Source organism: Streptomyces sp. NPDC021012 (assembly GCF_044333355.1).
Lineage (GTDB): Bacteria > Actinomycetota > Actinomycetes > Streptomycetales > Streptomycetaceae > Streptomyces.
Genome location: NZ_JBIRQU010000004.1, coordinates 477,452 through 499,424, shown reverse-complemented (window position 1 = coordinate 499,424; position 21,973 = coordinate 477,452). Strand labels below are relative to the sequence as shown.

The 21,973-nt window shown below is 74.4% G+C and carries 23 protein-coding genes and 1 other RNA gene; 12 read left to right on the top strand and 12 right to left on the bottom strand.

What is annotated here, in order from left to right; translation table 11 throughout:
• Positions 1-154: 154 nt before the first annotated feature.
• Positions 155-1,315: a histidine kinase gene (locus tag ACH4TP_RS16505; RefSeq protein WP_398438301.1), complete on the top strand. Its 1,161-nt coding sequence runs from the start codon at positions 155-157 to the stop codon at positions 1,313-1,315.
• Positions 1,306-1,965, top strand: a complete 660-nt coding sequence (locus ACH4TP_RS16500; protein ID WP_398177968.1) for a response regulator — start codon at positions 1,306-1,308, stop codon at positions 1,963-1,965. The genes ACH4TP_RS16505 and ACH4TP_RS16500 overlap by 10 nt, the downstream gene beginning before the upstream one ends.
• 312 nt (positions 1,966-2,277) lie before the next feature.
• On the opposite strand, the gene ACH4TP_RS16495 is transcribed toward ACH4TP_RS16500, so the two are convergent.
• Together ACH4TP_RS16495 and rnpB are read right to left on the bottom strand one after the other, a co-directional pair.
• Positions 2,278-2,442, bottom strand: coding sequence for a hypothetical protein (locus ACH4TP_RS16495; RefSeq protein ID WP_389230058.1), 165 nt, complete (start codon positions 2,440-2,442; stop codon positions 2,278-2,280).
• 297 nt (positions 2,443-2,739) lie between these two features.
• An RNA gene (gene rnpB, locus ACH4TP_RS16490) (RNase P RNA component class A) lies at positions 2,740-3,138 on the bottom strand.
• 78 nt (positions 3,139-3,216) lie between these two features.
• Between rnpB and ACH4TP_RS16485 the strand changes: the two genes are divergently transcribed.
• Together ACH4TP_RS16485 and ACH4TP_RS16480 are read left to right on the top strand one after the other, a co-directional pair.
• The gene (locus tag ACH4TP_RS16485; protein ID WP_398438299.1) at positions 3,217-3,987 is read left to right on the top strand and encodes a MerR family transcriptional regulator; all 771 of its coding nucleotides are present in this window, start codon (positions 3,217-3,219) and stop codon (positions 3,985-3,987) included.
• A complete protein-coding gene (locus ACH4TP_RS16480) occupies positions 3,984-5,018 on the top strand; it encodes a hypothetical protein (protein ID WP_398438297.1) in 1,035 nt (344 codons plus the stop codon). Before ACH4TP_RS16485 ends, ACH4TP_RS16480 begins: the two co-directional genes overlap by 4 nt.
• Here ACH4TP_RS16480 and ACH4TP_RS16475 read toward each other — a convergent pair.
• Complete coding sequence (locus tag ACH4TP_RS16475) at positions 4,963-6,405, bottom strand: RNB domain-containing ribonuclease (protein ID WP_398438295.1); 1,443 nt, start codon at positions 6,403-6,405, stop codon at positions 4,963-4,965. The genes ACH4TP_RS16480 and ACH4TP_RS16475 overlap by 56 nt on opposite strands.
• A 172-nt stretch (positions 6,406-6,577) precedes the next feature.
• Here ACH4TP_RS16475 and yaaA point away from each other — a divergent pair, with 172 nt between their 5' ends.
• Positions 6,578-7,345, top strand: a complete 768-nt coding sequence (gene yaaA, locus ACH4TP_RS16470; RefSeq protein WP_398177980.1) for a peroxide stress protein YaaA — start codon at positions 6,578-6,580, stop codon at positions 7,343-7,345.
• A 67-nt stretch (positions 7,346-7,412) separates the two neighbouring features.
• Positions 7,413-8,051: a bifunctional 4-hydroxy-2-oxoglutarate aldolase/2-dehydro-3-deoxy-phosphogluconate aldolase gene (gene eda / locus ACH4TP_RS16465; protein WP_398177983.1), complete on the top strand. Its 639-nt coding sequence runs from the start codon at positions 7,413-7,415 to the stop codon at positions 8,049-8,051.
• Here the strand turns inward: eda and ACH4TP_RS16460 are convergent.
• The 5 genes from ACH4TP_RS16460 to ACH4TP_RS16440 all read right to left on the bottom strand — a co-directional run bounded on the left by ACH4TP_RS16460 (position 8,041) and on the right by ACH4TP_RS16440 (position 13,333).
• Positions 8,041-8,850 carry a GNAT family N-acetyltransferase gene (locus tag ACH4TP_RS16460; RefSeq protein ID WP_398438293.1) on the bottom strand — a complete coding sequence of 270 codons (810 nt, stop codon included), beginning with the start codon at positions 8,848-8,850 and terminating at the stop codon, positions 8,041-8,043. The genes eda and ACH4TP_RS16460 overlap by 11 nt on opposite strands.
• A 61-nt stretch (positions 8,851-8,911) precedes the next feature.
• Positions 8,912-10,645, bottom strand: coding sequence for a bifunctional RNase H/acid phosphatase (locus ACH4TP_RS16455; protein ID WP_398438291.1), 1,734 nt, complete (start codon positions 10,643-10,645; stop codon positions 8,912-8,914).
• Entirely contained in the window at positions 10,645-11,388 is a 744-nt protein-coding gene (locus ACH4TP_RS16450; protein WP_398438455.1) for a zinc ribbon domain-containing protein, read from the bottom strand. The genes ACH4TP_RS16455 and ACH4TP_RS16450 overlap by 1 nt, the downstream gene beginning before the upstream one ends.
• Positions 11,385-12,203, bottom strand: a complete 819-nt coding sequence (locus ACH4TP_RS16445) for a Nif3-like dinuclear metal center hexameric protein (protein WP_398177992.1) — start codon at positions 12,201-12,203, stop codon at positions 11,385-11,387. The genes ACH4TP_RS16450 and ACH4TP_RS16445 overlap by 4 nt, the downstream gene beginning before the upstream one ends.
• A 92-nt stretch (positions 12,204-12,295) precedes the next feature.
• Positions 12,296-13,333, bottom strand: a complete 1,038-nt coding sequence (locus tag ACH4TP_RS16440; RefSeq protein ID WP_398177995.1) for an ABC transporter substrate-binding protein — start codon at positions 13,331-13,333, stop codon at positions 12,296-12,298.
• Positions 13,334-13,551: 218 nt separating this feature from the next.
• Between ACH4TP_RS16440 and ACH4TP_RS16435 the strand changes: the two genes are divergently transcribed.
• Entirely contained in the window at positions 13,552-14,703 is a 1,152-nt protein-coding gene (locus tag ACH4TP_RS16435; protein ID WP_389230088.1) for a hypothetical protein, read from the top strand.
• Positions 14,704-14,750: 47 nt separating this feature from the next.
• Positions 14,751-14,885, top strand: coding sequence for a hypothetical protein (locus ACH4TP_RS16430; RefSeq protein ID WP_389230091.1), 135 nt, complete (start codon positions 14,751-14,753; stop codon positions 14,883-14,885).
• A gap of 70 nt (positions 14,886-14,955) precedes the next feature.
• Here the strand turns inward: ACH4TP_RS16430 and ACH4TP_RS16425 are convergent, their stop codons facing one another.
• The 3 genes from ACH4TP_RS16425 to ACH4TP_RS16415 are packed head-to-tail and all read right to left on the bottom strand — an operon-like array spanning position 14,956 to position 17,886.
• Positions 14,956-15,897, bottom strand: coding sequence for a 3-oxoacyl-ACP reductase (locus ACH4TP_RS16425; RefSeq protein WP_389230094.1), 942 nt, complete (start codon positions 15,895-15,897; stop codon positions 14,956-14,958).
• Positions 15,898-15,933: 36 nt separating this feature from the next.
• Positions 15,934-17,010 (bottom strand): Zn-dependent alcohol dehydrogenase, encoded by a 1,077-nt coding sequence (locus tag ACH4TP_RS16420; RefSeq protein WP_398178005.1) that lies wholly within the window; start codon positions 17,008-17,010, stop codon positions 15,934-15,936.
• Positions 17,011-17,031: 21 nt separating this feature from the next.
• Complete coding sequence (locus tag ACH4TP_RS16415) at positions 17,032-17,886, bottom strand: MaoC/PaaZ C-terminal domain-containing protein (protein ID WP_389230100.1); 855 nt, start codon at positions 17,884-17,886, stop codon at positions 17,032-17,034.
• Positions 17,887-18,148: 262 nt separating this feature from the next.
• Between ACH4TP_RS16415 and ACH4TP_RS16410 the strand changes: the two genes are divergently transcribed.
• The 4 genes from ACH4TP_RS16410 to ACH4TP_RS16395 are packed head-to-tail and all read left to right on the top strand — an operon-like array spanning position 18,149 to position 21,554.
• Positions 18,149-19,072, top strand: coding sequence for an ABC transporter ATP-binding protein (locus ACH4TP_RS16410; protein WP_389230103.1), 924 nt, complete (start codon positions 18,149-18,151; stop codon positions 19,070-19,072).
• Positions 19,069-19,791 carry an ABC transporter permease gene (locus ACH4TP_RS16405; protein ID WP_398178009.1) on the top strand — a complete coding sequence of 241 codons (723 nt, stop codon included), beginning with the start codon at positions 19,069-19,071 and terminating at the stop codon, positions 19,789-19,791. Before ACH4TP_RS16410 ends, ACH4TP_RS16405 begins: the two co-directional genes overlap by 4 nt.
• A 9-nt stretch (positions 19,792-19,800) precedes the next feature.
• Complete coding sequence (locus ACH4TP_RS16400) at positions 19,801-20,952, top strand: sensor histidine kinase (RefSeq protein ID WP_398178012.1); 1,152 nt, start codon at positions 19,801-19,803, stop codon at positions 20,950-20,952.
• Positions 20,949-21,554, top strand: a complete 606-nt coding sequence (locus tag ACH4TP_RS16395; protein WP_389230109.1) for a response regulator — start codon at positions 20,949-20,951, stop codon at positions 21,552-21,554. Before ACH4TP_RS16400 ends, ACH4TP_RS16395 begins: the two co-directional genes overlap by 4 nt.
• Here the strand turns inward: ACH4TP_RS16395 and ACH4TP_RS16390 are convergent.
• Positions 21,536-21,964: a hypothetical protein gene (locus tag ACH4TP_RS16390; protein ID WP_398438287.1), complete on the bottom strand. Its 429-nt coding sequence runs from the start codon at positions 21,962-21,964 to the stop codon at positions 21,536-21,538. The two genes, ACH4TP_RS16395 and ACH4TP_RS16390, sit on opposite strands and share 19 nt — an antisense overlap.
• Positions 21,965-21,973: the final 9 nt, after the last annotated feature.

Here is a 21,973-nt window from a genome sequence, read left to right as displayed (position 1 = left end):
CCGGCCTACAGCTGGCTGTAGTGCCGCGCCGGTGACCGGCCCGTACAGTGACGCGCCGAGGGACCGCTCCCGGCCCCGCAGAACAGATTTCGTACGGCAACTCCCGTACGGGACTCCCCTAGTCCAACTCCCGTACGACAGTGAGGACGGACCGGTGCACCCTGTGATCGGCGAGGTCCGCGCACGGTCGGCCGACACCGGGCGCGGCGGACGCTACCTGCTCGGCACCCTGGTGACGGCGGTGGTCTCGCTCGTCGCGGTGCCGCTGCTGCTGTGCGTGCCGTCGGCGGCGGCGCCCTGGGCGGAGCGTCAGCGGCGGCGGGCCGGGGCGCTGCTCGGCCGGCCGGTGGAGCCGCGTCCGCGCGCCTCCCGCCGTGACCTCGCGTGGCTGGTGACGCAGGTGGCCTTCGGGCTGCCCGCGGGGGCCTTCGCGCTGCTGTGCCTGGGCAATCTGCTCCTCACGCTCGTCGTCACCGTGGGGTGGTGGGCCTTCCCCCCGGCGGATCCGCCCCGGCTGCTGCTGTCCGGGGTGCGCGTCGACGGCTGGGACCCGGCGCTGACCCTCAACCTGGCGCAGTTCCTGCTGCTCGCGGTGCTGGCGGCCGTCGTCCTGCCGCCGCTCGCGCGGGCGCACGCGCGGTGCTGCCTGGCGGTCCTGGCGCCGTCCCCGGCGGACCGGCTGGCCGCGCGGGTCGGCGAACTGACCCGGACCCGTGCGGACGTCCTCCAGGCGCACGGCGCGGAACTCCGCCGGATCGAACGCGACCTGCACGACGGCACCCAGGCCCGGCTCGTGGCCATCGCGATGCGGCTTGCCGTGGCCGGGGAGGTGCTCCCCCGTGACCCGGACGCGGCCGCCGTCCTCGTACGGCAGGCGCGGGCCGAGACCGAGGAGGCCATGACCGAGCTGCGCTCCGTCATCCGCACCGTCTACCCTCCGGTCCTGGCCGACCAGGGCCTCGCCGGCGCGCTCGGCGCCCTGGGCCCCCGGGCCGGTGTGCCGACCCGCATCGACGTCGGCGAGCTCGGCGAGGTCCCCGCCGCGGTCGAGGTGGTCGTCTACTTCGCCGTCACCGAGGCCCTGGCGAACATCGCCCGGCACAGCGGAGCCGGCAGGGCCGCCGTCCGCGTCGCCCGCGACGGTACGAGGCTGTCCGCGCGGATCACCGACGACGGGGCCGGCGGGGCGGACGCGTCACGGGGCAGCGGTCTGGACGGAATCCGCCGCCGCGCGGCCGCCCTGGACGGCACCATGAAGATCAGCAGCCCGCCGGGCGGGCCGACCGTCGTCACCGTGGAGCTGCCGTGCGCGTAGTCATCGCCGAGGACAACGTCCTGCTGGCCTCCGGACTCGAACTCCTCCTGGGCTCCCAGGGCTTCGAGGTCGCCGCGATCGCGGGGGACGCCCCCGGCTTCCTCGCCGCCGTCGAGACCCACCGTCCGGACGTCACCATCGTCGACGTGCGGCTGCCCCCGGCCTTCCGCGACGAGGGGATCCGCGCCGCCCTCCAGGCCCGCCGCGACCACCCCGGGCTTCCCGTCCTGGTCCTGTCCCAGTACGTCGAGCAGGAGTACGCCGGCCGTCTCCTCTCCGACCCCCGCGGCGGCATCGGCTACCTCCTCAAGGACCGGGTGAGCCGCATCACGGAGTTCACCGACGCCCTGCGCCGCGTGGCCTCCGGCGGCACCGCGATGGACCCCGAGGTCATCGCCCAGCTCCTCGCCGTCCGCGGCGACCCCGTCGAGTCCCTCACCCCCCGCGAACGCGAGGTCCTCGCCCTCATGGCCGAAGGGCACGACAACGCCGGCATCGCCCGGCGCCTCTTCGTCACCGACAACGCCGTCCACAAGCACATCGGCGGCGTCTTCCTCAAACTCGGCCTCTCGACCGGCGACAGCGGCCACCGCCGCGTCCGCGCCGTCCTGGCCTGGCTCCGCCACCACGGCGGCCCGGAGTCCGGCTGAGCGACCGGAGAGGGGCGGACGAGAGCGGGAGGCCAAGGCGCTGACGGCATGCGCGGAGACTCCCGCCGGGGGGCGCCCGGACTCCGCTCCCGCGCGCTCAGGAGACCGTCACCGCGCTCACCGGCCAGCTCCCCGCGCACCCGGTCTCGGCGACTTCGCGGATGCGGCCGGGGACGATCCCGAGGGCGACCGGCGCCGCGTGCGCGTCGAGCCCGGGAAGCGATCGCCGCCGTCGCCGACCGCAGGAGGCGACTCGGGTTCCGGGACGGCGTCCCGCTGGAGACTCGGGGCTCTCTCCAGCGGGACCCCTGATCACTCGCGCTTGGCCATGACTTCGTCGCGCACCGCGCGAACGGACCGAATCGCCGTGATCATCTTCTGGGCGAGCGCGGGAACCTGATCGAAGAGGTGCCCCACCACGGTGAAGCCCCCTACGACCGCAGCCGTCCCCACAGTCACCCATCCCGCCAGCTCCATGTAGCTCCTTTCAGAGAGGGCTCGGCGAAGGCGCCGAGCTGACCGCCCGGCCCCCCGACGCAGGGGCGGTCGAACCGGCATCGCCTTGTAAGGGCCGATCTCTCTTCACGAACTACAGGAATTTTTGGGCGACTTGAGTGTATCCGGCTCGGCCGCTCGCGTCCTGGCATCCTCGGAGGCGAGGCCCGCCGCACCCCCCGTCGCACGGGAGGAGACCCGGGCCCTCGGGTTCGAGGAAGCGAGAAGGGCCCCTGATCAGGCGGAAACCTGTTCAGGGGCCCTTCCCACGTGGGCCGACAGACGAGTCGGGCTGTACGCCGGGTTCTGTGCCCCGGGACCTCGCGGTCGTCGGGGCGACGGCCATCCATCTAGGACCGGCGTTGCCGCCGGCCTCGTGCGGTCTACCCGCGGACTCGGGCGAGCAGCCCTCGAACATCCGCGCAGGGACACCGGGGTGTCCCCTCTTGACCTTGCTCCGGGTGGGGTTTACCTAGCCGCCTGAGTCACCTCAGGCGCTGGTGGTCTCTTACACCACCGTTTCACCCTTACCGAGGACCGAGGTCCCCGGCGGTCTGTTTTCTGTGGCACTGTCCCGCGGGTCACCCCGGGTGGCCGTTAGCCACCACCCTGCTCTGTGGAGCCCGGACGTTCCTCGGGGAGATCCGAGGATCTCCACGCGGCCGTCCGCCCGGCTCGTCTGCCGTGCCGACCATGCTACCTGGCGGGACGGACGGCGCTTGACCTTGCCGCAGCGTCAGGGTTTCTACTGGGCGCATGAGGATCGGCGAGATCGCCGCGCTCGTCGGGGTCACTCCCCGGGCCGTGCGGCACTACCACCAGTCGGGGCTGCTGCCCGAGCCCGGGCGGCGGGCGAACGGGTACCGGGAGTACGGGATCCGGGAGGCCGTGCTCCTCGCCCGGATCCGGCGGCTGACCGAGCTGGGGCTCGGCCTCGACGAGGTGCGGGACGTGCTGGCGGACGACGAGGGGCGGGGGCTCGTGGAGGTCCTGGAGGAGCTGGCGGACGACCTGGCCCGGCAGGAGGCGGTGATCCGGGAGCGCCGGGAGCGCCTCGCCCCGCTCCTCGCCGAGGCCCGCGCCGGGCGGCTGCCCGCCGAGGGTCCCCTCTCGCCGGAGCTGACCGCGCTGCTCGTGGGTCTCGGTGAGCAGCCCGAGTCCCCGATGGCGGCGAAGGACCGGGAGATCCTGACCCTCCTCGACACCGTCCTCCCCGAGGCGGAGCGGGTCCGGCTGATCGAGCTGATGCACGGGGCGGCGGACGGCGCGCGGGAGCTGTACGAGCTCCTGGACTCCCTCGCCGACGCGGCGCCGGACGACCCCCGGGTGGAGGTGGCCGCCCGCGCCATGGCCGCCGCCCTGCCGGACGAGATGGCGGTGGACCTGCCGCCGGAGGGCGCCGGGGGTCTCGCCGACACGCTCTTCGCGGACCTCGCCCCGGCCCAGTCGGCGGCGGTGCGGCGGGCGGTGGAGCTGGTGGCGGCACGACAGGCGGAGAGAACGGGGAGAGGGGAAGCGGACCGATGACGAACACCATCCGCAGGCCGGACGAGGACGGCGCACCCCACAAGCCGGACGAGGGGCACGCACCTCGCAGGCCGGACGGGGACAGCGCGCCCTACGAGCCGGACCAGGACGGCGCACCCCACAAACCGGACGAGGACGACGCGCCCCGCAGACCGGACGAGGGCCACGCGCCCCACGAGCCGGACGGGGACGGCGCGCCCCGCGCCCGTCCGCTGCGGCTCCTGCGTGGTGTCGCCTACGCCGCGCTCCCCGCCGAGTGCGTGCTCTTCGTCCTTCTGCTCGCCGGGGTGCGGATACCCGAGGGCGCGCTTCTCGCCGGGGAGCTGCTCGTGCTGGGGGTCCTCGGCGTCGAGCTCGGTGTCTTCCTCCGGCTGCGGCGGCGCGGGCTCTCCGCCCGGGAGGCCTTGGGCGAGCTGGTGCCCGGGGTCGTCCTGCGGCTGGTCGGGCACGAGCTGCGGCTCCTGGTGAGCCTCGTGCGGTGGGTCGGGCGGCGGGCGGACGGGGTGGCGGGGACGGGCGGGGTGTTCCCGTACGCCCGGGACCAGGCGGCGCTGATGTACGGCTTCGCGTTCGTGTGCGCGGTCGAGACGGTCGGCATGTCGTACCTGCTGGCCGACTGGCCCCTCGTCCACGCGGTCTTCCTCGTCCTCGACGTCTACACCGTGCTGTTCGTGCTCGGGCTGCACGCCGCCTCGGCGACCCGGCCTCACACGCTCACCGGGGACGTCCTGCGGGTCCGGCAGGCCGCGCACGTCGACGTGCGCGTCCCGGTCGGGCGGATCGCCGCCGTCCGGCGCGAGTCCCTCTTCTCGCACGAGAAGAAGGAGGGCGAGCTGAACCTCGCCGTCGGCTCCCGGACCTCCGTCACCATCGAGCTGACCGAGCCGGTCGACGCGCCCCGGCTGCTCGGCGCGCCCCGCCCCGTGCGGCTGATCCGGCTGCACGCCGACGAGCCGAAGGCCCTGTACGACGCGCTCACGCGGGCGCGAACAGGACCTTCGCCGTCCCCGGGTCCGCTTCCGACAGCCTGACCCGCAGCCACTCCCCCAGCGGCAGCTTCGACCCGCCGCCCTCGATGCGGGCGACGACCGCCGGGTCCTCCAGGTGGACGGTGCCGACGGCCGGTTCGTGTTCCTTCACGTCGATGACGTACGCGTCGAAGATCTCGCCGATCCGTTCCTTCAGGAGGGCCGCCTCGACGATGTCGACGCTCTCGCGTTCGACGGTGTTGGCGCGGCGGGCGCCGCCGGCCATCTCGTCGGGGAGGGCGGGCAGCGCGGCCCGCACCCACTCGGGCGGCTCGTTCCCGGCGACCGCCGCCACGCACAGCTCGCCCGCGTACCGGTCGACGAGGCGGCGCAGCGGCGCGGTGCAGTGGGTGTACTCGTCGGCGACGGCGGCGTGGACGGCGGGGGTGGGGACGTGTCCGTCGGTGAAGACGGTGTAGCCGGCGCCGCGCAGGAGGGTGGTGCACTCCTGGAGGAAGGCGGCGTGGCGCGGGTTGGCGGGGTCGGCGGAGCGGACGACGTCCGCGTACGAGACGTGGTGCGGCCAGTCGACGCCGAGGGCCTGGGCGGAGCGGCGCAGCCGGGCGACGGCACCGTCGGGGGCGGTGGGCAGGGTGCGCAGGATGCCGGTGCCGGCGGCGGTCATGAGGTCGGCGGCGGCCATGCCGGTGAGCAGGGAGACCTGGGCGTTCCAGGCGTCGGCGGGGAGCGGGGCGCGGTATTCGAGGGTGTAGGTGTGGTCCCGCTCGACGATCTCCTGTTCGGGGACGTTGAGGGAGATCCCGCCGCGTTCGGCTTCGAGGGCCTCGCGGAGCCGGCCGATGTCCCGGAGGAGGGCGAGGGGTTCCTCGGCGGTTCCGTCGTCGATCTGCCGCTGCACGCCCGCGTAGTCGAGCTTGGCCCGGCTGCGGACGAGGGCGCGGCGGACGTCGGTGGCGACCCGCCGGCCCTCGGCGTCGAGGTCGATGCGCCAGAGGAGGGCGGGGCGGGGCTCGCCGGGGAGGAGGCTGGCGGCGCCCTCGGAGAGCACCGGCGGGTGGAGGGGGACCTTCCCGTCGGGGAAGTACAGGGTGAGGACCCGCCGGTGGGCCTCCGCGTCGATCGCGCCGCCGGGCGTGACGAAGGCGGCGACGTCGGCGATGGCGTAGTGCACGCGGTAGCCGCCGTCGGCCCGGCGGGCCAGGTGCATGGCCTGGTCCAGGTCGGTGGAGGCGGGCGGGTCGATGGTGAAGAAGGGGAGGTCGGTGGCGTCGTACGAGGGGAGCCGGGGGTTCTTGGCCGCGACTTCGGCCTCGGCGAGGACCGCGGGCGGGAAGTCCTCCGGGATCGCCAGCTCGGTACGGAGTGCGCGCAGGGCGGCCCGCAGCGGAGCCTCGGCTGCGCCGGTCACGTGGATGTGGCGGCGGGGCATGGACCGAGCGTATGGCGCGGGGTGGGGCCCGGCACCTCGTAGGTGGGCGGGGTGGTCCGGTGCCTCGTACGCGGGGTGGGGCCCGGCGCCTGTACGCGGAGTGGGGAGGGGCCTCGTACGCTGGAGCGTCGGGGCCGCACCCCCACCCCCGTACGTACGAAGGAGAACCACCGTGCTCGTGCTGCTGCCGCCCTCCGAAGGCAAGGCCTCCTCGGGACGGGGGGCGCCGCTGAAGCCGGAGTCGCTGTCCCTGCCGGGGCTCGCGGAGGCGCGGGCGGCGGTCCTGGACGAGCTGGTCGAGCTGTGCGCCGCCGACGAGGAGAAGGCGCGCGAGGTGCTGGGCCTGAGCGAGGGGCTGCGCGGCGAGGTCGCGAAGAACACGGAGCTGCGGACGGCGGGCGCGCGTCCGGCCGGGGAGATCTACACGGGCGTGCTGTACGACGCGCTGGGTCTGGCGACGCTGGACGAGGCGGCGCGGAAGCGGGCGGGGGACTCGCTGCTCGTGTTCTCCGGGCTGTGGGGCGCGGTGAAGGTGACGGACCGGATTCCGTCCTACCGCTGCTCGATGGGCGTGAAGCTGCCGGGCCTCGGGGCGCTGGGCGCGCACTGGCGGGGCGCGATGGCCTCGGTGATGCCGGAGGCGGCCGGGGACGGGCTCGTCCTGGACCTGCGCTCCTCGGCGTACGCGTCGGCGTGGAAGCCGAAGGGGGAGCTCGCGGCCCGGACGGCGACGGTGCGGGTGCTGCATGCGCCGACCCGGAAGGTGGTCAGCCACTTCAACAAGGCGACGAAGGGCCGGATCGTGCGGAGCCTCCTGGAGGCGGGCGCGGAGCCGGGTTCGCCGGCGGAGCTGGTGGAGGCGCTGCGGGGGCTGGGGTACGTGGTGGAGGAGGGCGGGAAGGCGGGGGCGCTGGACGTCCTGGTGGACGAAATCCACTAGCCGCCACCCGTTGCACCCTCCGCAACGCTCGTTGCGGGTGACGCTCGCCCTGGGCAGGATGGCGCCCATGACGAGCGTGTTCGGCCTTGCCCCGACCGTCCCCGTGGTCCCCGTCGTCGTGATCGACGACGCCGCCGACGCCGTGCCGCTGGCGCGGGCCCTGGTGGCGGGCGGGCTGCCGCTGATCGAGGTCACCCTGCGGACCCCGGCCGCGCTCGACGCCCTCCGCGCGATCACGGCCGAGGTGCCGGAGGCGGTCGTCGGCGCGGGGACCGTCGTCTCGGCGGCCGGGGTCGTCGACGCGGTGGGCGCCGGGGCGCGGTTCCTGGTCAGCCCGGGGTGGACCGAGCGGCTGCTCGGCGCGATGCGGGACTCGGGCGTGCCGTTCCTGCCGGGGGTGTCGACGGCCTCGGAGGTCGTGGCCCTCCTGGAACGCGGGGTGCGGGACATGAAGTTCTTCCCGGCCGAGGCGGCGGGCGGCATCCCGTATCTGAAGTCCCTCGCGGGCCCGCTCCCCCGGGCCCGCTTCTGCCCCACGGGCGGCGTCTCCCCCGCCTCCGCCCCCGCCTACCTCGCCCTCCCGAACGTCGGCTGCGTCGGCGGTACGTGGATGCTGCCGCCGGACGCCCTCGCGGCCCGCGACTGGGCGCGGGTGGAGGAGCTGGCGCGCGGGGCGGCGGCGCTGCGGACGCCGGTCAGCCCCTGAACCGCACGCCGAGGTGATCGGTGACGGGGCGGTAGCCGAGGCGCTGGTAGAGGGCGTTGCTGGTGAGGTTGGACAGGTCCGTGAAGAGGAGGACCTGCGCGACTCCGGCTTCCCGGGCGGCGCGGCTGACCGCCGCGGTGGCGCCGGCCGCGTACCCCCGGCGGCGCTCGGCGGGCGGGGTGTGGACGAGGTGGACGCGGGCCTGGCCCTCGATCGTGCGGGAGACGGCGGCCATGGAGACCGGGCGGCCGTCGGGGGCCTCCCAGAGCCACAGCCGTCCCTCGGAGATCCGCTCGGCGACGAAGCCGGTGTAGTCCTCGGCGGGTTCGTCGCCGATGGCCACCGCGAACTCCCTCGTCCACGCGGCGACGAGCGGGACGTCGGCCTCGGTCGCGAGCCGTTCCCCGCCGGCCGGGGCCGGGTCCGGCGGGGTCAGCTCGCCGAGCCGGAAGAGCCTCATGCGGACGGTGGGCGCCCAGGGGCGGCCGGTGGCCTCCGCGTACGCCTCGACGGCGGCGGTCTCGCCGCGCACCTCGGTCGGCTGCTCACCGCCGGGGAGCCCTCCGGGGAACGCCAGCGCGCGGGCCGCCTCCTCCGTCATGGCCCCGAAGGAGGTCACGCCGGGCGGCGCCTCCGCCAGGACGCCGGTGACCCGGCCGTCCGCCTCCGTCCACCAGCCGAGCCGCCCGGCCGTGTCCATGAGCGTGAGCACGGCGGTGTTGCGGGCGGGGTCGGCGGCGAGATGCTCCGCGGCGGCCGCCCGGAAGACGGCGGGGCTGTCGGTGGAGGACCAGGTCATGCGGGTGATGGTGGTACGGGGACGGGGCCCGCCGCCATCGGTTTGCGCGCTGCCCGGCCCGCTACCGCAGGTGCGAGGTGTCGTTGAGGAGCCGTACGGACGCGTTGCCGTCGGCGTAGTACGCCACGGCCGAGATCGAGGCGGCCGACAGCTCCATCCGGAACAGCGACTCCGGCGGGGCGCCGAGCGCGAGCCGGACCAGCGTCTTGATCGGCGTGACGTGGGTGACCAGGAGGACCGTGCGGCCCGCGTACACGGCGGCCAGCCGGTCCCGTGCGGCGGCCACGCGCCGGGCGACGGTCGCGAAGCTCTCGCCCCCGCCGGTCGGCTCGGCCTTCGCCGAGGCCAGCCAGGCGTCGAGGTCCTCCGGGTACCGCTCCCGGACCTCCCCGAACGTCAGGCCCTCCCACGCGCCGAAGTCCGTCTCCCGCAGCCCCTGCTCGATCCGCACGTCGAGCCCGAGACGGGCCGCGACGGCCCCGGCGGTCTGCCGGCAGCGCGTGAGCGGCGAGCTCACGATCTCCTGGATCGTGCCGCGCGCGGCGAGCGCCTCGGCGACGGCCTCGGCCTGCCGCAACCCGGCCGCCGACAGCTCGGGGTCACTGCCCCCGCTCCCCGAGAACCGCTTCTCGGGCGTCAGCGCGGTCTCCCCGTGCCGGAGGAGGACGAAGGTCGCGGGCGCGCCCATGTCGGGGGCGGCCCAGCCCTGGCGGGGGGCGGGGGCCTGCGCGGGAGCGGCTGCGGGACCGGCCTGGGCCACAGCGGCGCCGCCCTCCGTGAGGGTGCTGCCCACCGCGGGCGCCGCTGCGGCAGCGGCCTGCGCGGGGGCGGTCGGTACGCCTGCAGCACCGGCTTGCGCGGAAGTGCCGCCCTGAGCGAGCGTGCTGCCCGCCGCGGGGGCCGCTGCGGGGGCAGCCGCCGCCGGGGCGGTGGTGCCGCCCTGCGCGGGCGCGCCCGGACCGGCGGTGCCTGCGGCCGCCTCGGCACTCGCATGCGCGGCCCCGAGGTGCCCTGCCGCCGGGACGTGGGTGCGGGCCGCGTGGCCCGTCGGGGCCAGCACGCCCGCCTCGGCCTCGAAGTCGCCGGAGGCCACCGAGGCCGCGACGGCCTCCTCGGCGGCGAACAGGCCGTCGTCCAGCGTCTCGGCGGAGCTCGCCGGGCGCGCCACGGCGCTCGGCCAAGCGCCCGTGCCTGTACCCGTTCCCGTACCGCCCGAGGCGCCCGCAGGCCCGGAGGACGACGTCGCCAGCGCCGCACGCGCGCGGGCCGCGCCCGCGGTCGCGTCGCCGGGCGGGCCCGAGGGGGGCGGGGTGGCGGCGTTGCGGGCGGCCGAGGTGTCGAGGGCGGCGGTGGAGGCGGAGGGCTGCCACTGGCGGCCGTGCTTGCCGGCGTCCATCGCCTCGTTCGCGAGCCGGTCCGCGTGCTTGTTCCGCTCGCGGGGGATCCACTCGTAGCGGACCTGTCCCGGCGGGAAGACGCGGGCGGCCTCGGCGGCGAGCGGCTTCATGTCCGGGTGCTTGATCTTCCAGCGGCCGGACATCTGCTCGACGACGAGCTTGGAGTCCATGCGGACGTGGACGGCGGCGTCCGGGAACAGCTCCCGGGCCGCCTTGAGGCCCGCGACCAGGCCCTTGTACTCGGCGACGTTGTTCGTCGCCACGCCGATGTACTCGGCGGCCTCCGCGAGCGTCTCGCCCGTCACCGGATCCAGGACCACGGCGCCGTAACCGGCGGGCCCCGGGTTGCCCCGGGAGCCGCCGTCCGCCTCGACGATCAGCTCGCGTGAAGAGGTCATTACAGGCCGGACTCCGCGGTGCGGACCAGGATGCGGCTGCAGTTCTCGCAGCGGACGACCTTGTCGGGCGCGGCGGCGCGGATCTCGTTCACCTCGGTGATGTCGAGCTCCAGGCGGCAGCCCTCGCAGCGGCGCTGGTGGAGGCGGGCCGCGCCGACGCCGCCCTGCTTCTCGCGCAGGCGGTCGTACAGCTTGAGCAGGTCCTCCGGGAGGGGACCGGCGACGACCTCGCGGTCCTTGGCGACGGAGGCCGCCTCGGCGTCCAGCTCGGCCTGGGCGGCGTCGCGGCGCGCGGTGGCGTCGTCCACCTTGCCCTGCACGGCGGCGACCCGCTCGGTCAGCTCGGTGAGGCGCTCCTGGGCGGACTCGCGGCGCTCCATGACCTCCAGGACGATCTCCTCCAGGTCGCCCTGGCGCTTGGCGAGGGAGACGATCTCGCGCTGGAGGTTCTCCAGGTCCTTCGGGGAGGAGACGGCGCCGGAGTCGAGGCGCTGCTGGTCGCGCGCGGCGCGCTGGCGGACCTGGTCGACGTCCTGCTCGGCCTTGGTCTGCTCGCGGCCGCAGTCGCTCTCCTCGGTCTGCGCGGCGACGAGCAGGTCGCGCAGCTGGTTGAGGTCCTTGGTCAGCGCCTCGATCTCGGCGTGCTCGGGCAGCGACCTGCGCTTGTGGGCGAGCTGCTGGAGGCGGACGTCCAGGGCCTGGACGTCGAGGAGGCGGATCTGGTCGGCGGGCGCGGCGTTCAGTTGGGGGCTCCAGAGGAAGTGTGGTGGGAGGACCAGGGGTCGGTGACCGTCTTCGAGACGTGGACGCGGAGGTCCCAGCCGTGGCGGTCGGAGATCGAGTCGAGCTGCGCGGCGGCCTGCTCGCACCAGGGCCATTCGGTGGCCCAGTGGGCGGCGTCGACCAGGCCCAGGGGCGACTGCTGGGTCGCCTCGGAGACCGGGTGGTGGCGCAGGTCGGCGGTGAGGAAGGCGTCGACGCCCGCGGCCCGTACGGCGCCGAAGAGGCTGTCGCCGGAGCCGCCGCTGACGGCGACGCGGCGCAGGATCATGCCGGGGTCGCCGGCGACGCGGATGCCCTGCGCGGTGGCGGGCAGCCGCTCGGCGGCGCGGGCGGCGAACTCGGCGAGGGTCTCGGGGTGGTCGAGCTCGCAGATCCGGCCGAGGTTGTTCTCGGGGACGAGGGGGCCGGTGATCCGGAGGTCGAGCGCGCCGGCGAGGGCGTCGGAGACGCCGGGGTCGGCGGTGTCGGCGTTGGTGTGCGCCACGTGGAGGGCGATGTCGTGCTTGATGAGGGTGTGCACGACGCGGCCCTTGAAGTGGCCGGCGGCGACCGTCGTCGTGCCGCGCAGGTAGAGCGGGTGGTGGGTGACGATCAGGTCGGCGCCGAGGGCGATCGCCTCGTCGGCGATGTCCTGGACGGGGTCGACGGCGAAGAGGACGCGGGTGATCTCGGCGTCGGGGTCGCCGCAGACGGTGCCGACGGCGTCCCACGACTCGGCTCGCTCTGGCGGCCAGAGGGCGTCGAGCGCGGCGATGACTTCAGACAGACGGGGCACGAGGGAAAGGCTACCTGGCCCCCGCGCCCCGCCGTCCGGACCTGTGGACAACCCGGCCGGGCGGCCCGGCCGGACGGCCCACCGCCGGGGTGCTACTTCTTCACGAGGTATCCGCGCAGGTCGTCGAGGACGCTGTCCGCGGCCGTGACGCCGAGGCCGAGGTACCAGGTCTCGTCCGGGACGTCCTTGGCCTGTCCCGCCTTGACGGCCTTGAGGTTCTTCCAGAGCGGGTTGGCCTGGGCGGTGTCCTTCTTGGTGGCCTTGGCGTCGCCGTACACGCCGGTGAAGATCCAGTCGGCGTCGGCCTCGTCGATCCGCTCGGGGCTGACCTCGGCCGCCAGCTCGTCGATCTGCTGGTTCTTCGGCCGGGGCAGGCCGACGTCCTCCAGGATCGTGCCGATGAAGGAGGCCTTGGCGTAGAGGCGGATCTTGCCGGGGAGGTAGCGGACCATCGAGACGGTCGGCTTGTGGGGGCCGATGTCCGCGCCGAGCTGCTTCGCCTTCGTCTCGTACGCGGCGAGCTTCGCCTTCGCCTCGGCGGTCCTGTCGAGCGCGGCGGCGTTGAGGAGGTAGTTCTCCTTCCAGGTGAAGCCCGGGCGGAGGGAGAAGACGGTGGGCGCGATCTTCGACAGTTCGTCGTACTTGTCGGCGGCACGCAGCTGGCTGCCGAGGATGAGGTCGGGCTGGAGGTTGGCGATGGCCTCCAGGTTGAGGTTGTTGATGGTGCCGACGGACTTCGGGGTGCCGGCGTCCTTCGCGAGGTAGCCGGGGATGCCGTCGTCGCCCTCGGAGGGGGCGTAGCCGACGGGCTTGACGCCGAGGGAGACGACGTTGTCGAGCTCGCCGACGTCGAGGACGACGACCCGCTTGGGGGCGGTCTTGAGCTCGGTCCTGCCGAGGGCGTGGGTGAGGGTGCGCGGGAACTGGCCGGGCTTGGCGTCGGTGCCCATGGCGGCGGTCCTGGCGGCGGCGTCGCCGAAGTCCTTGCCGCCGGTGGCGACGTCCTTCTTCTTGGACGTGTCCTCCTTCTTCGCGGGGTCGGAGGACCCGTCGCCGCCTCCGCAGGCCGCGAGCGAGAGCGCGGCGGCGAGGGCGAGGGCGGTGGCGGTGCCACGGCGGCGGAAGGACATGGGAGGGCTCCTGTACGGGTCGTCCTGGCGCACCCTGACGGAGCCCCAGGTTCCACTTAGGTTCGCCTTACCTTACTCACCATGGGTCACTTCAGCACACCCACCCCCTCCCCCTCAGCCGAACCGCCGCAGGGCCACCCTTATGTGTGAAGTGACCCCACTCGTGTTGTTCGGCTGGAAGTGCGAAAACTAGCTTCGTTGCCGGAGGTGACGAGTCGATGACAGCGTGTGCCATCGAGACCACGGCCGAGGACGACGACCGCGCCGGACTTCCCGGCGGCGACGGCGGCCGGCCGACGGGGTTCACGATCACGGCCAACGGCGCGTACGCGGCCAGGCTCGCGGGCGAGGGCGACGCCCTGTACGTGGAGAGGTGGACCCTCGACGGCCCGGAGCCGTACGCCGTGCCGCTCCCCCTCGGCCAGCCGGAGGATCCGGGCGCCCAGCTGCTGCCCCTCGCCGACGGGCGGGTCCTCGTCGCCCGCCGCGTCGACGGGCGGCGGAACACGTTCTCCCTGCTCTACCCCACGGGACCGGCCACCGGCGAGCTCCAGCTCGGCGCCGTGGAGGCGCCCGGCTCCGAGCACCTGGTGCTGCTCCCGCCCTCGCCGGACGGCATCTGCGCGTACGCGATGTGCGTCGGCCCCGGCACCACGACGCTGTGGCTGGTGGCGGGCGGGGCCTTCGGCCCGGAGAAGGTGGCGGAGGTCAGGGGCCGCTGCTCGGGCGGGGTCTGGCTGGACCGCACGGGCCGGATGCTCGCGCTCGACCGGCGGCTCGACGGCGGTCCGGTGAAGGCGGTCGCCGTCGACCTGGAGCGGGGCGGGGAGGTGACGCCGCTGCTCCAGATCACCGAGGAGAGCGACGACCGGCTGCTGCTCGCGGACCCGGACAGCGGGCTGCTCCTGATCCGCTCCGACGCCCCGTCCCCGGGTCACGACCGGCTCGGCTGGGGCGTGCTCGGGAGCCTGCTGCCGGTGCGGTTCCCCGAGTGCCTGCGGCTCGACGACGCGGCGGTGACGCCGTTCGCGGTGCAGCCGGGGCAGGTGCTGATGCCGGAGAGCTGTGCGGTGGCGCTGCGGATCGACGCGGCGGGCGGCAGCTGGGTGGGCGCCTGGCAGCCCTCGTCCCGCCGGATGGCCCAGCTGGCGGCGCCCCAGGGCTGGCTGGCCGGGGCGGGCCTGTGGACGGCCGGGGGCGTGCTGCGGCTGCCGTACGCGACGGCCGGGGCTCCGTGCGGTCTCGCCGCCCTGGAGGTCCCCCCGGAGCCGGAGCCCGAGCCCGGCCCGGTGGCCGTCGAGGAGCCCCGGGTGTGCCGTCCGGTGCCTTTGCAGCAGGCTCCTCTGACGGACCGCAAACCGGCTGGCTAGACTCTCCGCCGCACAGCAAGAGCACGACCAACGGGGTGAGTTCCAGCATGTCCGAAGCAAGCACGCAGGGTGCGGAGTCGACCGGCTCCGGGAAGCACCGCGGTCAGGCGTCCCCGGCGGAGGACTCCACGTCCTCCCCGCACGGCCGGCACCGCCGCGAGGCCGAGGCCCACGCGCACTGACGGAGGAAACGAAGGGCCCCGGGGGTGACCCCCGGGGCCCTTCGCCTTTCCCCACCGGCACCCCCGTGGCTCAGCCCTTCTTCAGCCCCAGCACCTCCGCCGCCGCGAAGGTCTCGCCCGCCGGGCGGGACGCGTAGTGCGGGGTCAGAAGGGAGTCCAGCTCCTCGTAGGTGAAGACCTCCTTGGCCGTGTCGAACTTGGCCGAGACCCTGGGCCGGTCCACGACCGCGACCATCCCGCCGTGCACGACGAGCAGCTGCCCGTTGACCCCGGCCGCCGCCGGGGAGGCCAGATAGCCGACGAGCGGCGCCACGTGGTCCGGGGACAGCGGGTCGAGTTCGCCCTCCCCCGGCTCCCCGAAGCCCGCGAAGACGTCCTCGGTCATCCGGGTCCTGGCCCGCGGGCAGATCGCGTTCACCGTCACCCCGTACCGGGCGAGCGCGAGCGCCGACGAGGTGGTCAGGCCCACGATGCCGCCCTTGGCCGCCGCGTAGTTGGGCTGGCCGGCCGAGCCCGCGAGGAAGGCCTCGGAGGAGGTGTTGACGATCCGGCCGTAGACGCCGGCCTCGCCCGCCTTGGCGCGGCCCCGCCAGTGCACGGCCGCGAAGTGGGTGGTGTTGAAGTGGCCCTTGAGATGGACCCGTACGACCGAGTCCCACTCGTCCTCGCTCATCGAGAAGACCATCCGGTCGCGCAGGATGCCCGCGTTGTTGACCAGGACGTCCAGCTTCCCGAACTCGGAGACCGCCAGGTCCACCAGGGCCCGCGCCGTCTCGAAGTCGGAGACGTCGCCGAGGTGGGCGACCGCCCGGCCGCCCGCCGCGCGGATCTCGGCCGCGACCTCCTCGGCGGGTGCGGCGGAGGCCTCGCCCGAGCCGTCGCGGCCGGGCTGCCCGTAGTCGTTGACGACGACGGCGGCGCCGAGCCGGGCCAGTTCCAGGGCCTCGGCGCGGCCGAGACCGCGCCCGGCGCCGGTGACGATCGCGCTCAAACCCTCAAGAGGGAGTGACATCTCGCAGAAGTCCTCTCAGCTCGCGATGCGGGTCTCTCAGATCTCGATGCAGGTACGGAGGGCCGCGCCGGTCCGCATCTGCTCCAGGGCCTCGTTGATGCCCGCCAGCGGCACCCGGTGGGTGATGAGCGACTCCAGGTCGATGCGGCCGGCCCGCCAGAGCGCGATGGCCCGCTCGTACGAACGGAGCACGTCCCCGCCGCCGTACATCGAGGGCAGGATCCGCTTCTCGTCGAAGAACAGCTCGAACATGTTGAGCTGGAGGTGGTCGTCGAGGGCGCCCGCGCCGACGACGCAGAGGGTGCCGCCGCGGCGGGTCGTCTCGTACGCGGTGCGGGCGGTGGCGGACTTGCCGACGACCTCGAAGACGTAGTCGAAGCCCTCGCCGCCGGTGATCCGCTGCTTGGCGTCGGCGAGCGCCTCCGGGGCGACCGCCTCCGTGGCGCCGAACCTCAGGGCGGCCTCGCGGCGGGACTCGACGGGGTCGACGGCGACGATCTGGGCGGCGCCCTGGAGCTTGGCGCCCTGGATCGCGGAGATGCCGACGCCGCCGCAGCCGATGACGGCGACCGACGAACCGGCCTCCACCTTGGCCGTGTTGATGGCGGCGCCGAGGCCCGTCGTCACGCCGCAGCCGATGAGGGCGGCGATGTCGAAGGGCACGTCGTCGGGGATCGGGACGGCGCAGCCCGCGTCGACGACGACCTCCTCGGTGAAGGTGCCGGTGCCGGCGAAGCCGAAGACGTCACCGCCGGGGCGCTTGAAGTTGGGGATGCCGGCGTTCATGAAGCCGGCCAGGCACAGCTGGGTCTGGCCGCGCCTGCAGGACGGACAGCTGCCGCAGGCGGGCAGCCAGCAGAGCAGGACGCGCTGCCCCTGGCTGAGTCCGGTGACGCCGTCGCCGACGTCGAGGATCTCGCCGGCGCCCTCGTGGCCGGGGATGAAGGGGGCGGGCTGCGGGAGGACGCCGCTCATCGCGGAGACGTCGGAGTGGCACAGGCCGGTGGCCCGCACCCGGATCCTCACCTTGCCCGGGCCGAAGCCCACCGCCTCGACGTCGTCGAGGACTTCGAGTTTGTCCTGGCCGATCTCGTGCAGTACGGCTGCGCGCATGGTGCGGCTCCAATCGGATGATCAGGAGTGTTCGACGAGGGTGTCCGCGAGGACCGGGGCGTCGTCGCGCTCCACGGCCGTCACCGCCACCTGGACGCGGCCGTCCCCGGCCCACATCCGGATGCGCAGGGTCTCGCCCGGGAAGACGACCCCGGCGAAGCGGGTGCGGTACGAGCGGACCCGGGTGACGTCCCCGCCGAGCAGCGTGTCCACCACCGCCTTGAGGGTCATGCCGTACGAGCAGAGGCCGTGCAGGATCGGCCGGTCGAAGCCGGCGAGCTTGGCGAACTCGGGGTCGGCGTGGAGCGGGTTCCAGTCGCCGGAGAGCCGGTAGAGCAGGGCCTGTTCCTCGCGGACGGGCCGTTCGACGGTGGCGTCGGGCGCGCGGTCCGGGAGTTCGAGGCGCTCGGAGGGCCCGCGGTCGCCGCCCCAGCCGCCCTCGCCGCGTACGAAGATCGAGGCGTCGCTCGTCCACAGCGGGCCGTCCTCGTCGGCGGCCTCGGAGCGCAGGACGAGGACGGCGGCCTTGCCCTTGTCGTACACGGCGGCGACGCGGGAGGTGGAGACGGCGCGGCCGCCGGTGGGCAGCGGGCGGTGGAGGGTGATCGACTGGCCGCCGTGCAGGACGGCGGCGAGGTCGATGTCGATCCCGGGGGCGGAGAGTCCGCCGACGACGCCCATGCCGGCGCCCGCGACGGTGGCGAAGCTGGGCAGGACGTGGAGCCGGGACTCCAGGGTGTAGCGGAGCTCGTCGGGGTCGGTCGCGGGGACGCCCGCCCCGAGGCCCAGGTGGTAGAGCTGGACGTCCTTGTGGTCCCAGGAGATCTCGGCGCTGCGGGGTTCCGCGGCGACGGCCTTTGCGGGGTCGATGGGCATCGGGCTGCAGCTCCTTGTGGCGGGTGGAGACCTCGGCGCGGCCGTCCGCACCGTCGACCGCACCGAGGCCGTGCGGGGACCGTCCCTGACACGCGCCGGATCTAGAACGCGTTCCAGTTCGGTGCCCCATGTATAGCGGAGGGGCGTGGGGTTGGGAACCCCTCCTGACGACACGTCAGATGTGACCCGGGACATTTGTCACGGCCGGGTCCGTACATTCACTCCTGCCGGGCCGCCGCCCCCGCTCCGTAGCGTCGTACCCATGAAGAACGAGACAGCGGTCGCCTTCACCGGAGTCACCCGGTCCTTCGGACCGGTCCGCGCCGTGGACGGCATCGACCTCACCATCCACCGCGGCGAGACCGTCGCCCTGCTCGGCCGCAACGGCGCCGGCAAGTCCACCACCATCGGCCTGCTCCTCGGCCTCGACGAACCCGACGGCGGCGAGGTCCGGCTCTTCGGCGGCACCCCGGCCCAGGCCGTCGCCGCCGGCCGGGTCGGCGCGATGCTCCAGGACGGCCGCCCGATCCCCCGGGTCACCGTCCGCGAGCTCGTCGCCTTCGTCGCCCGGACCTACCCGAAGCCCATGCCCGTCTCCGAGGCCCTCGCGCTCGCCGACCTCACCGACCTCGCCGGCCGGAGGATCGACCGGCTCTCCGGCGGCCAGGTCCAGCGCGTCCGCTTCGCCGTGGCCCTCGTCGGCAACCCCGAGCTGATCGTCCTCGACGAGCCCACCGCCGCCCTCGACGTCGAGGCCCGCGAGGTCTTCTGGGAGGCGATGCGCGGCTACGCCCGGCGCGGCAACACCATCCTGTTCTCCACCCACTACCTGGAGGAGGCCGACGCCAGCGCCGACCGGATCGTGGTCATCGACTCCGGCCGCGTCCTCGCCGCCGGCACCAGCGAGGACCTCAAGCGCGCCGCCGGCGGCAGCCTCGTCTCCTTCGACCTGGCCGGCGGACCCACCGAGGGCCTGCACCTGCTCCCCGGAGTGACCTCCGTCGAGATCCGCGGCGACCGCGCCCGGCTGCACACCGACGACTCCGACGCGACCGTCCGCGCGCTCGCCGACCGGAACGCCGTCCGGGGCCTCGAAGTCGGCCCCGTCTCCCTCAACGACGCCTTCCTCACCCTCACCGCGCGCGCCTCGACCGCGCCGGCCCCCTCCCTGGAGACGACCCGATGATCACCGAGTACGTACGCCTCGAAGTCCGCCGGACCCTGCGCGACACCGGCTTCGCCATCGGCACCATCGCCGTCCCGGTGATGATGTACCTGCTCTTCACCAACCTCGGCGGCCAGAACGAACCCGAGTGGAAGGCCGCCTCCATGGTCGGCATGGCGGCCTACGGAGCGCTCGGCGCCGCCCTGTCGATCGGCACCGGCGTCGCCGAGGACAAGGGCTCCGGCTGGCTGCGGCAGCTGCGGATCACCCCGATGAGCCCGCGCCAGGTCGTCACCGGCCGCGCCCTCACCGGCTCGGTGGTGGTGCTCCCGGCGATCCTCGGAGTCCTCCTCGCCGGCGGCCTGTTCAACGGCGTCCACCTGGCGGCCTGGCAGTGGGCCGTGGTCACGCTCGCCCTCTGGCTCGGCTCCCTCCCCTTCACCCTCCTCGGCATCGGCAACGGCTACCGCCTCACCGCGCAGACGACGGGCGTCGCGAACATCGCCTGCAACCTGGGCCTCGCGGTCCTCGGCGGCCTGTGGTTCCCGGTGAGCCTCTTCCCCGGCTGGCTCCAGTCCCTCTCCGCCTACACCCCGACCAACCGCTTCGCCGAGATCGGCGTCTCGGTCACGGCCGGGCACGCCCCGGGGGCGACGGCCCTGGCGGTGATCGTCGCCTGGGCGGCACTGTTCGGGACGTACGCGGCGGTCTCGTACCGTCGTTCGGCGAGGACGGTGTGAGGAGCGGACATGACGATCCGGCAGAGGTTGCGAGCCAGGGCGGACAGGCGCGGTGAACGGGGACCCAGCGGACTGAGCCTCCTCCCCTGGCTGCTGATGGGCCTGGGGGCGCTCTCCCACCTCATCAGCGGCGAGGCGCCCAACCCGTGGATCGGCGGCCTCGGCCTGCTCGCCTTCAACTCGGTGTACATCGCGATCGTGTTCCGCGCCTTCGACCCGCGCAGCCGGGAGACGCCCCTGACCTGGGGGCTCCTCATCGGCCTCGGGGTGATCACCTTCGGCCTCGCCATCGGGTACGGCCGGGAGTGGCTGCTCCTCTTCCCGCTCCTGGGCCTCGGGGTCGGCGCGGTGGTCCGGCGCGGCAGGCTCCTGCCGATCATCACGTTCCCGCTGGTCCTCGCCGTCGGGGCGGTGACCTTCTGGCGGGACGGCTGGGACTCCATCGGGATCGTGTACGGCACGTTCATCTCGATCATGGTGACGGCGGCGATCCTCGCCCTGGACGAGACGGTCCACCAGCTGCGGGCGACCCGGGAGGAGCTGGCCACGGCGGCCGTCGAGAAGGAACGGCTGCGCTTCTCCCGCGACCTGCACGACCTGCTCGGCCACACCCTGTCGGTGATCGTCGTGAAGTCGGAGGTCGTACGGCGCCTCGCCCCGCACGACCTGGACGCGGCCCTCGTCCAGGTCGCGGACATCGAGTCCGTGGGCCGCCAGGCGCTCACCGAGATCCGCGAGGCGGTCACCGGCTACCGCGAGGGCAGCCTCGCCACCGAGCTCGACCGGGCGCGCGACGCCCTCTCCACGGCCGGCATCGAACCGGTCGTACGCCGCTCGGGCCCGCTCCTGGAGCCGCAGACGGAGGCCCTGCTGAGCTGGGTGGTGCGGGAGTCGGCGACGAACGCGGTACGGCACAGCGGCGCGTCCCGCTGCGAGATCGACCTCTCCGGCACGGCCGAGCGGGTCCGCCTCACCGTCACGGACGACGGCCGCGGCCCGGCGGACGCCACGCCGGGGAGCGGACTGCGCGGCCTGCGCGAGCGTGTCGCCGCGGCAGGCGGCACTCTTGACTCGGGACCGGCACCGCGCGGCGGGTTCCGGGTCACCGCGGAACTCCCCGTGGAGACCTCCGTACAGCACCGGGGGGAGCCCGCGGAATGATCAGACTTCTGCTCGCCGAGGACCAGGGCATGATGCGCGGGGCGCTGGCCCTGCTGCTCGGGATGGAGCACGACATCGAGGTGGTCGCGCAGGTCGGCCGGGGCGACGAGATCGTCGACGCGGCGCTCCTCGCCCGCCCGGACGTGGCCCTCCTCGACATCGAACTCCCGGGCCGCTCGGGCCTCGACGCGGCGGCGGACCTGCGGGACCAGGTCCCCGACTGCCGGGTCCTCATCCTGACGACCTTCGGCCGGCCGGGGTATCTGCGCCGGGCGATGGAGGCGGGCGCGGCGGGCTTCCTGGTCAAGGACGGCCCCGTGGAGGACCTCGCCGAGGCCGTCCGCCAGGTGCTGCGGGGCGAGACGGTCATCGACCCCGCCCTCGCGGCGGCGGCCCTCAGCGCGGGCCCGAACCCGCTGACGGGGCGTGAGCGGGACGCCCTGGCCGCCTCGGTGGACGGCGCGACGATCGCGGACATCGCCGCGACCCTCCACCTCTCGGAGTCGACGGTACGGAACTACCTCTCGTCCGCCATCGGCAAGACGGGCACCCGCAACCGCATGGAGGCGGTCCGGGCGGCCCGTCAGCAGGGCTGGCTGTGACCGCCCGGCGGGGAGGCCGGCGCGTCCTGCCTCCCGAGGAGGTCCGCCACCCGCCGGTGGTCCTCGGGCAGGACTCCCAGCTGCAGCTTCCCCTGTGCCGAGCCGCATTCGAGGATCTCCGCCCGGGGATTCACCGACATCGCCTCGCGCGCGGAGACCCGGCGGCTCGTCTCCACCCTGAGATCGTCGGGGAGGCTCACGGCCGCCCCTCTGAGGGCGGGCCTCCAGCTGAGGCCGCCGCCGTCCCGGACGAGCCGGCCGGCCTTCCAGCCCCCGTTCTCCCGCCGCATCACGCACGAGATCTCGACTCGCCCGTCCGCCGCCTGCGCGGCGATCCGGCGCTGCTTCCGGACGCGCAGCAGCCACTTCACGAGGAGTGCGACCACCAGCGCGATTGCAAGACCGATCATGTGGTCATT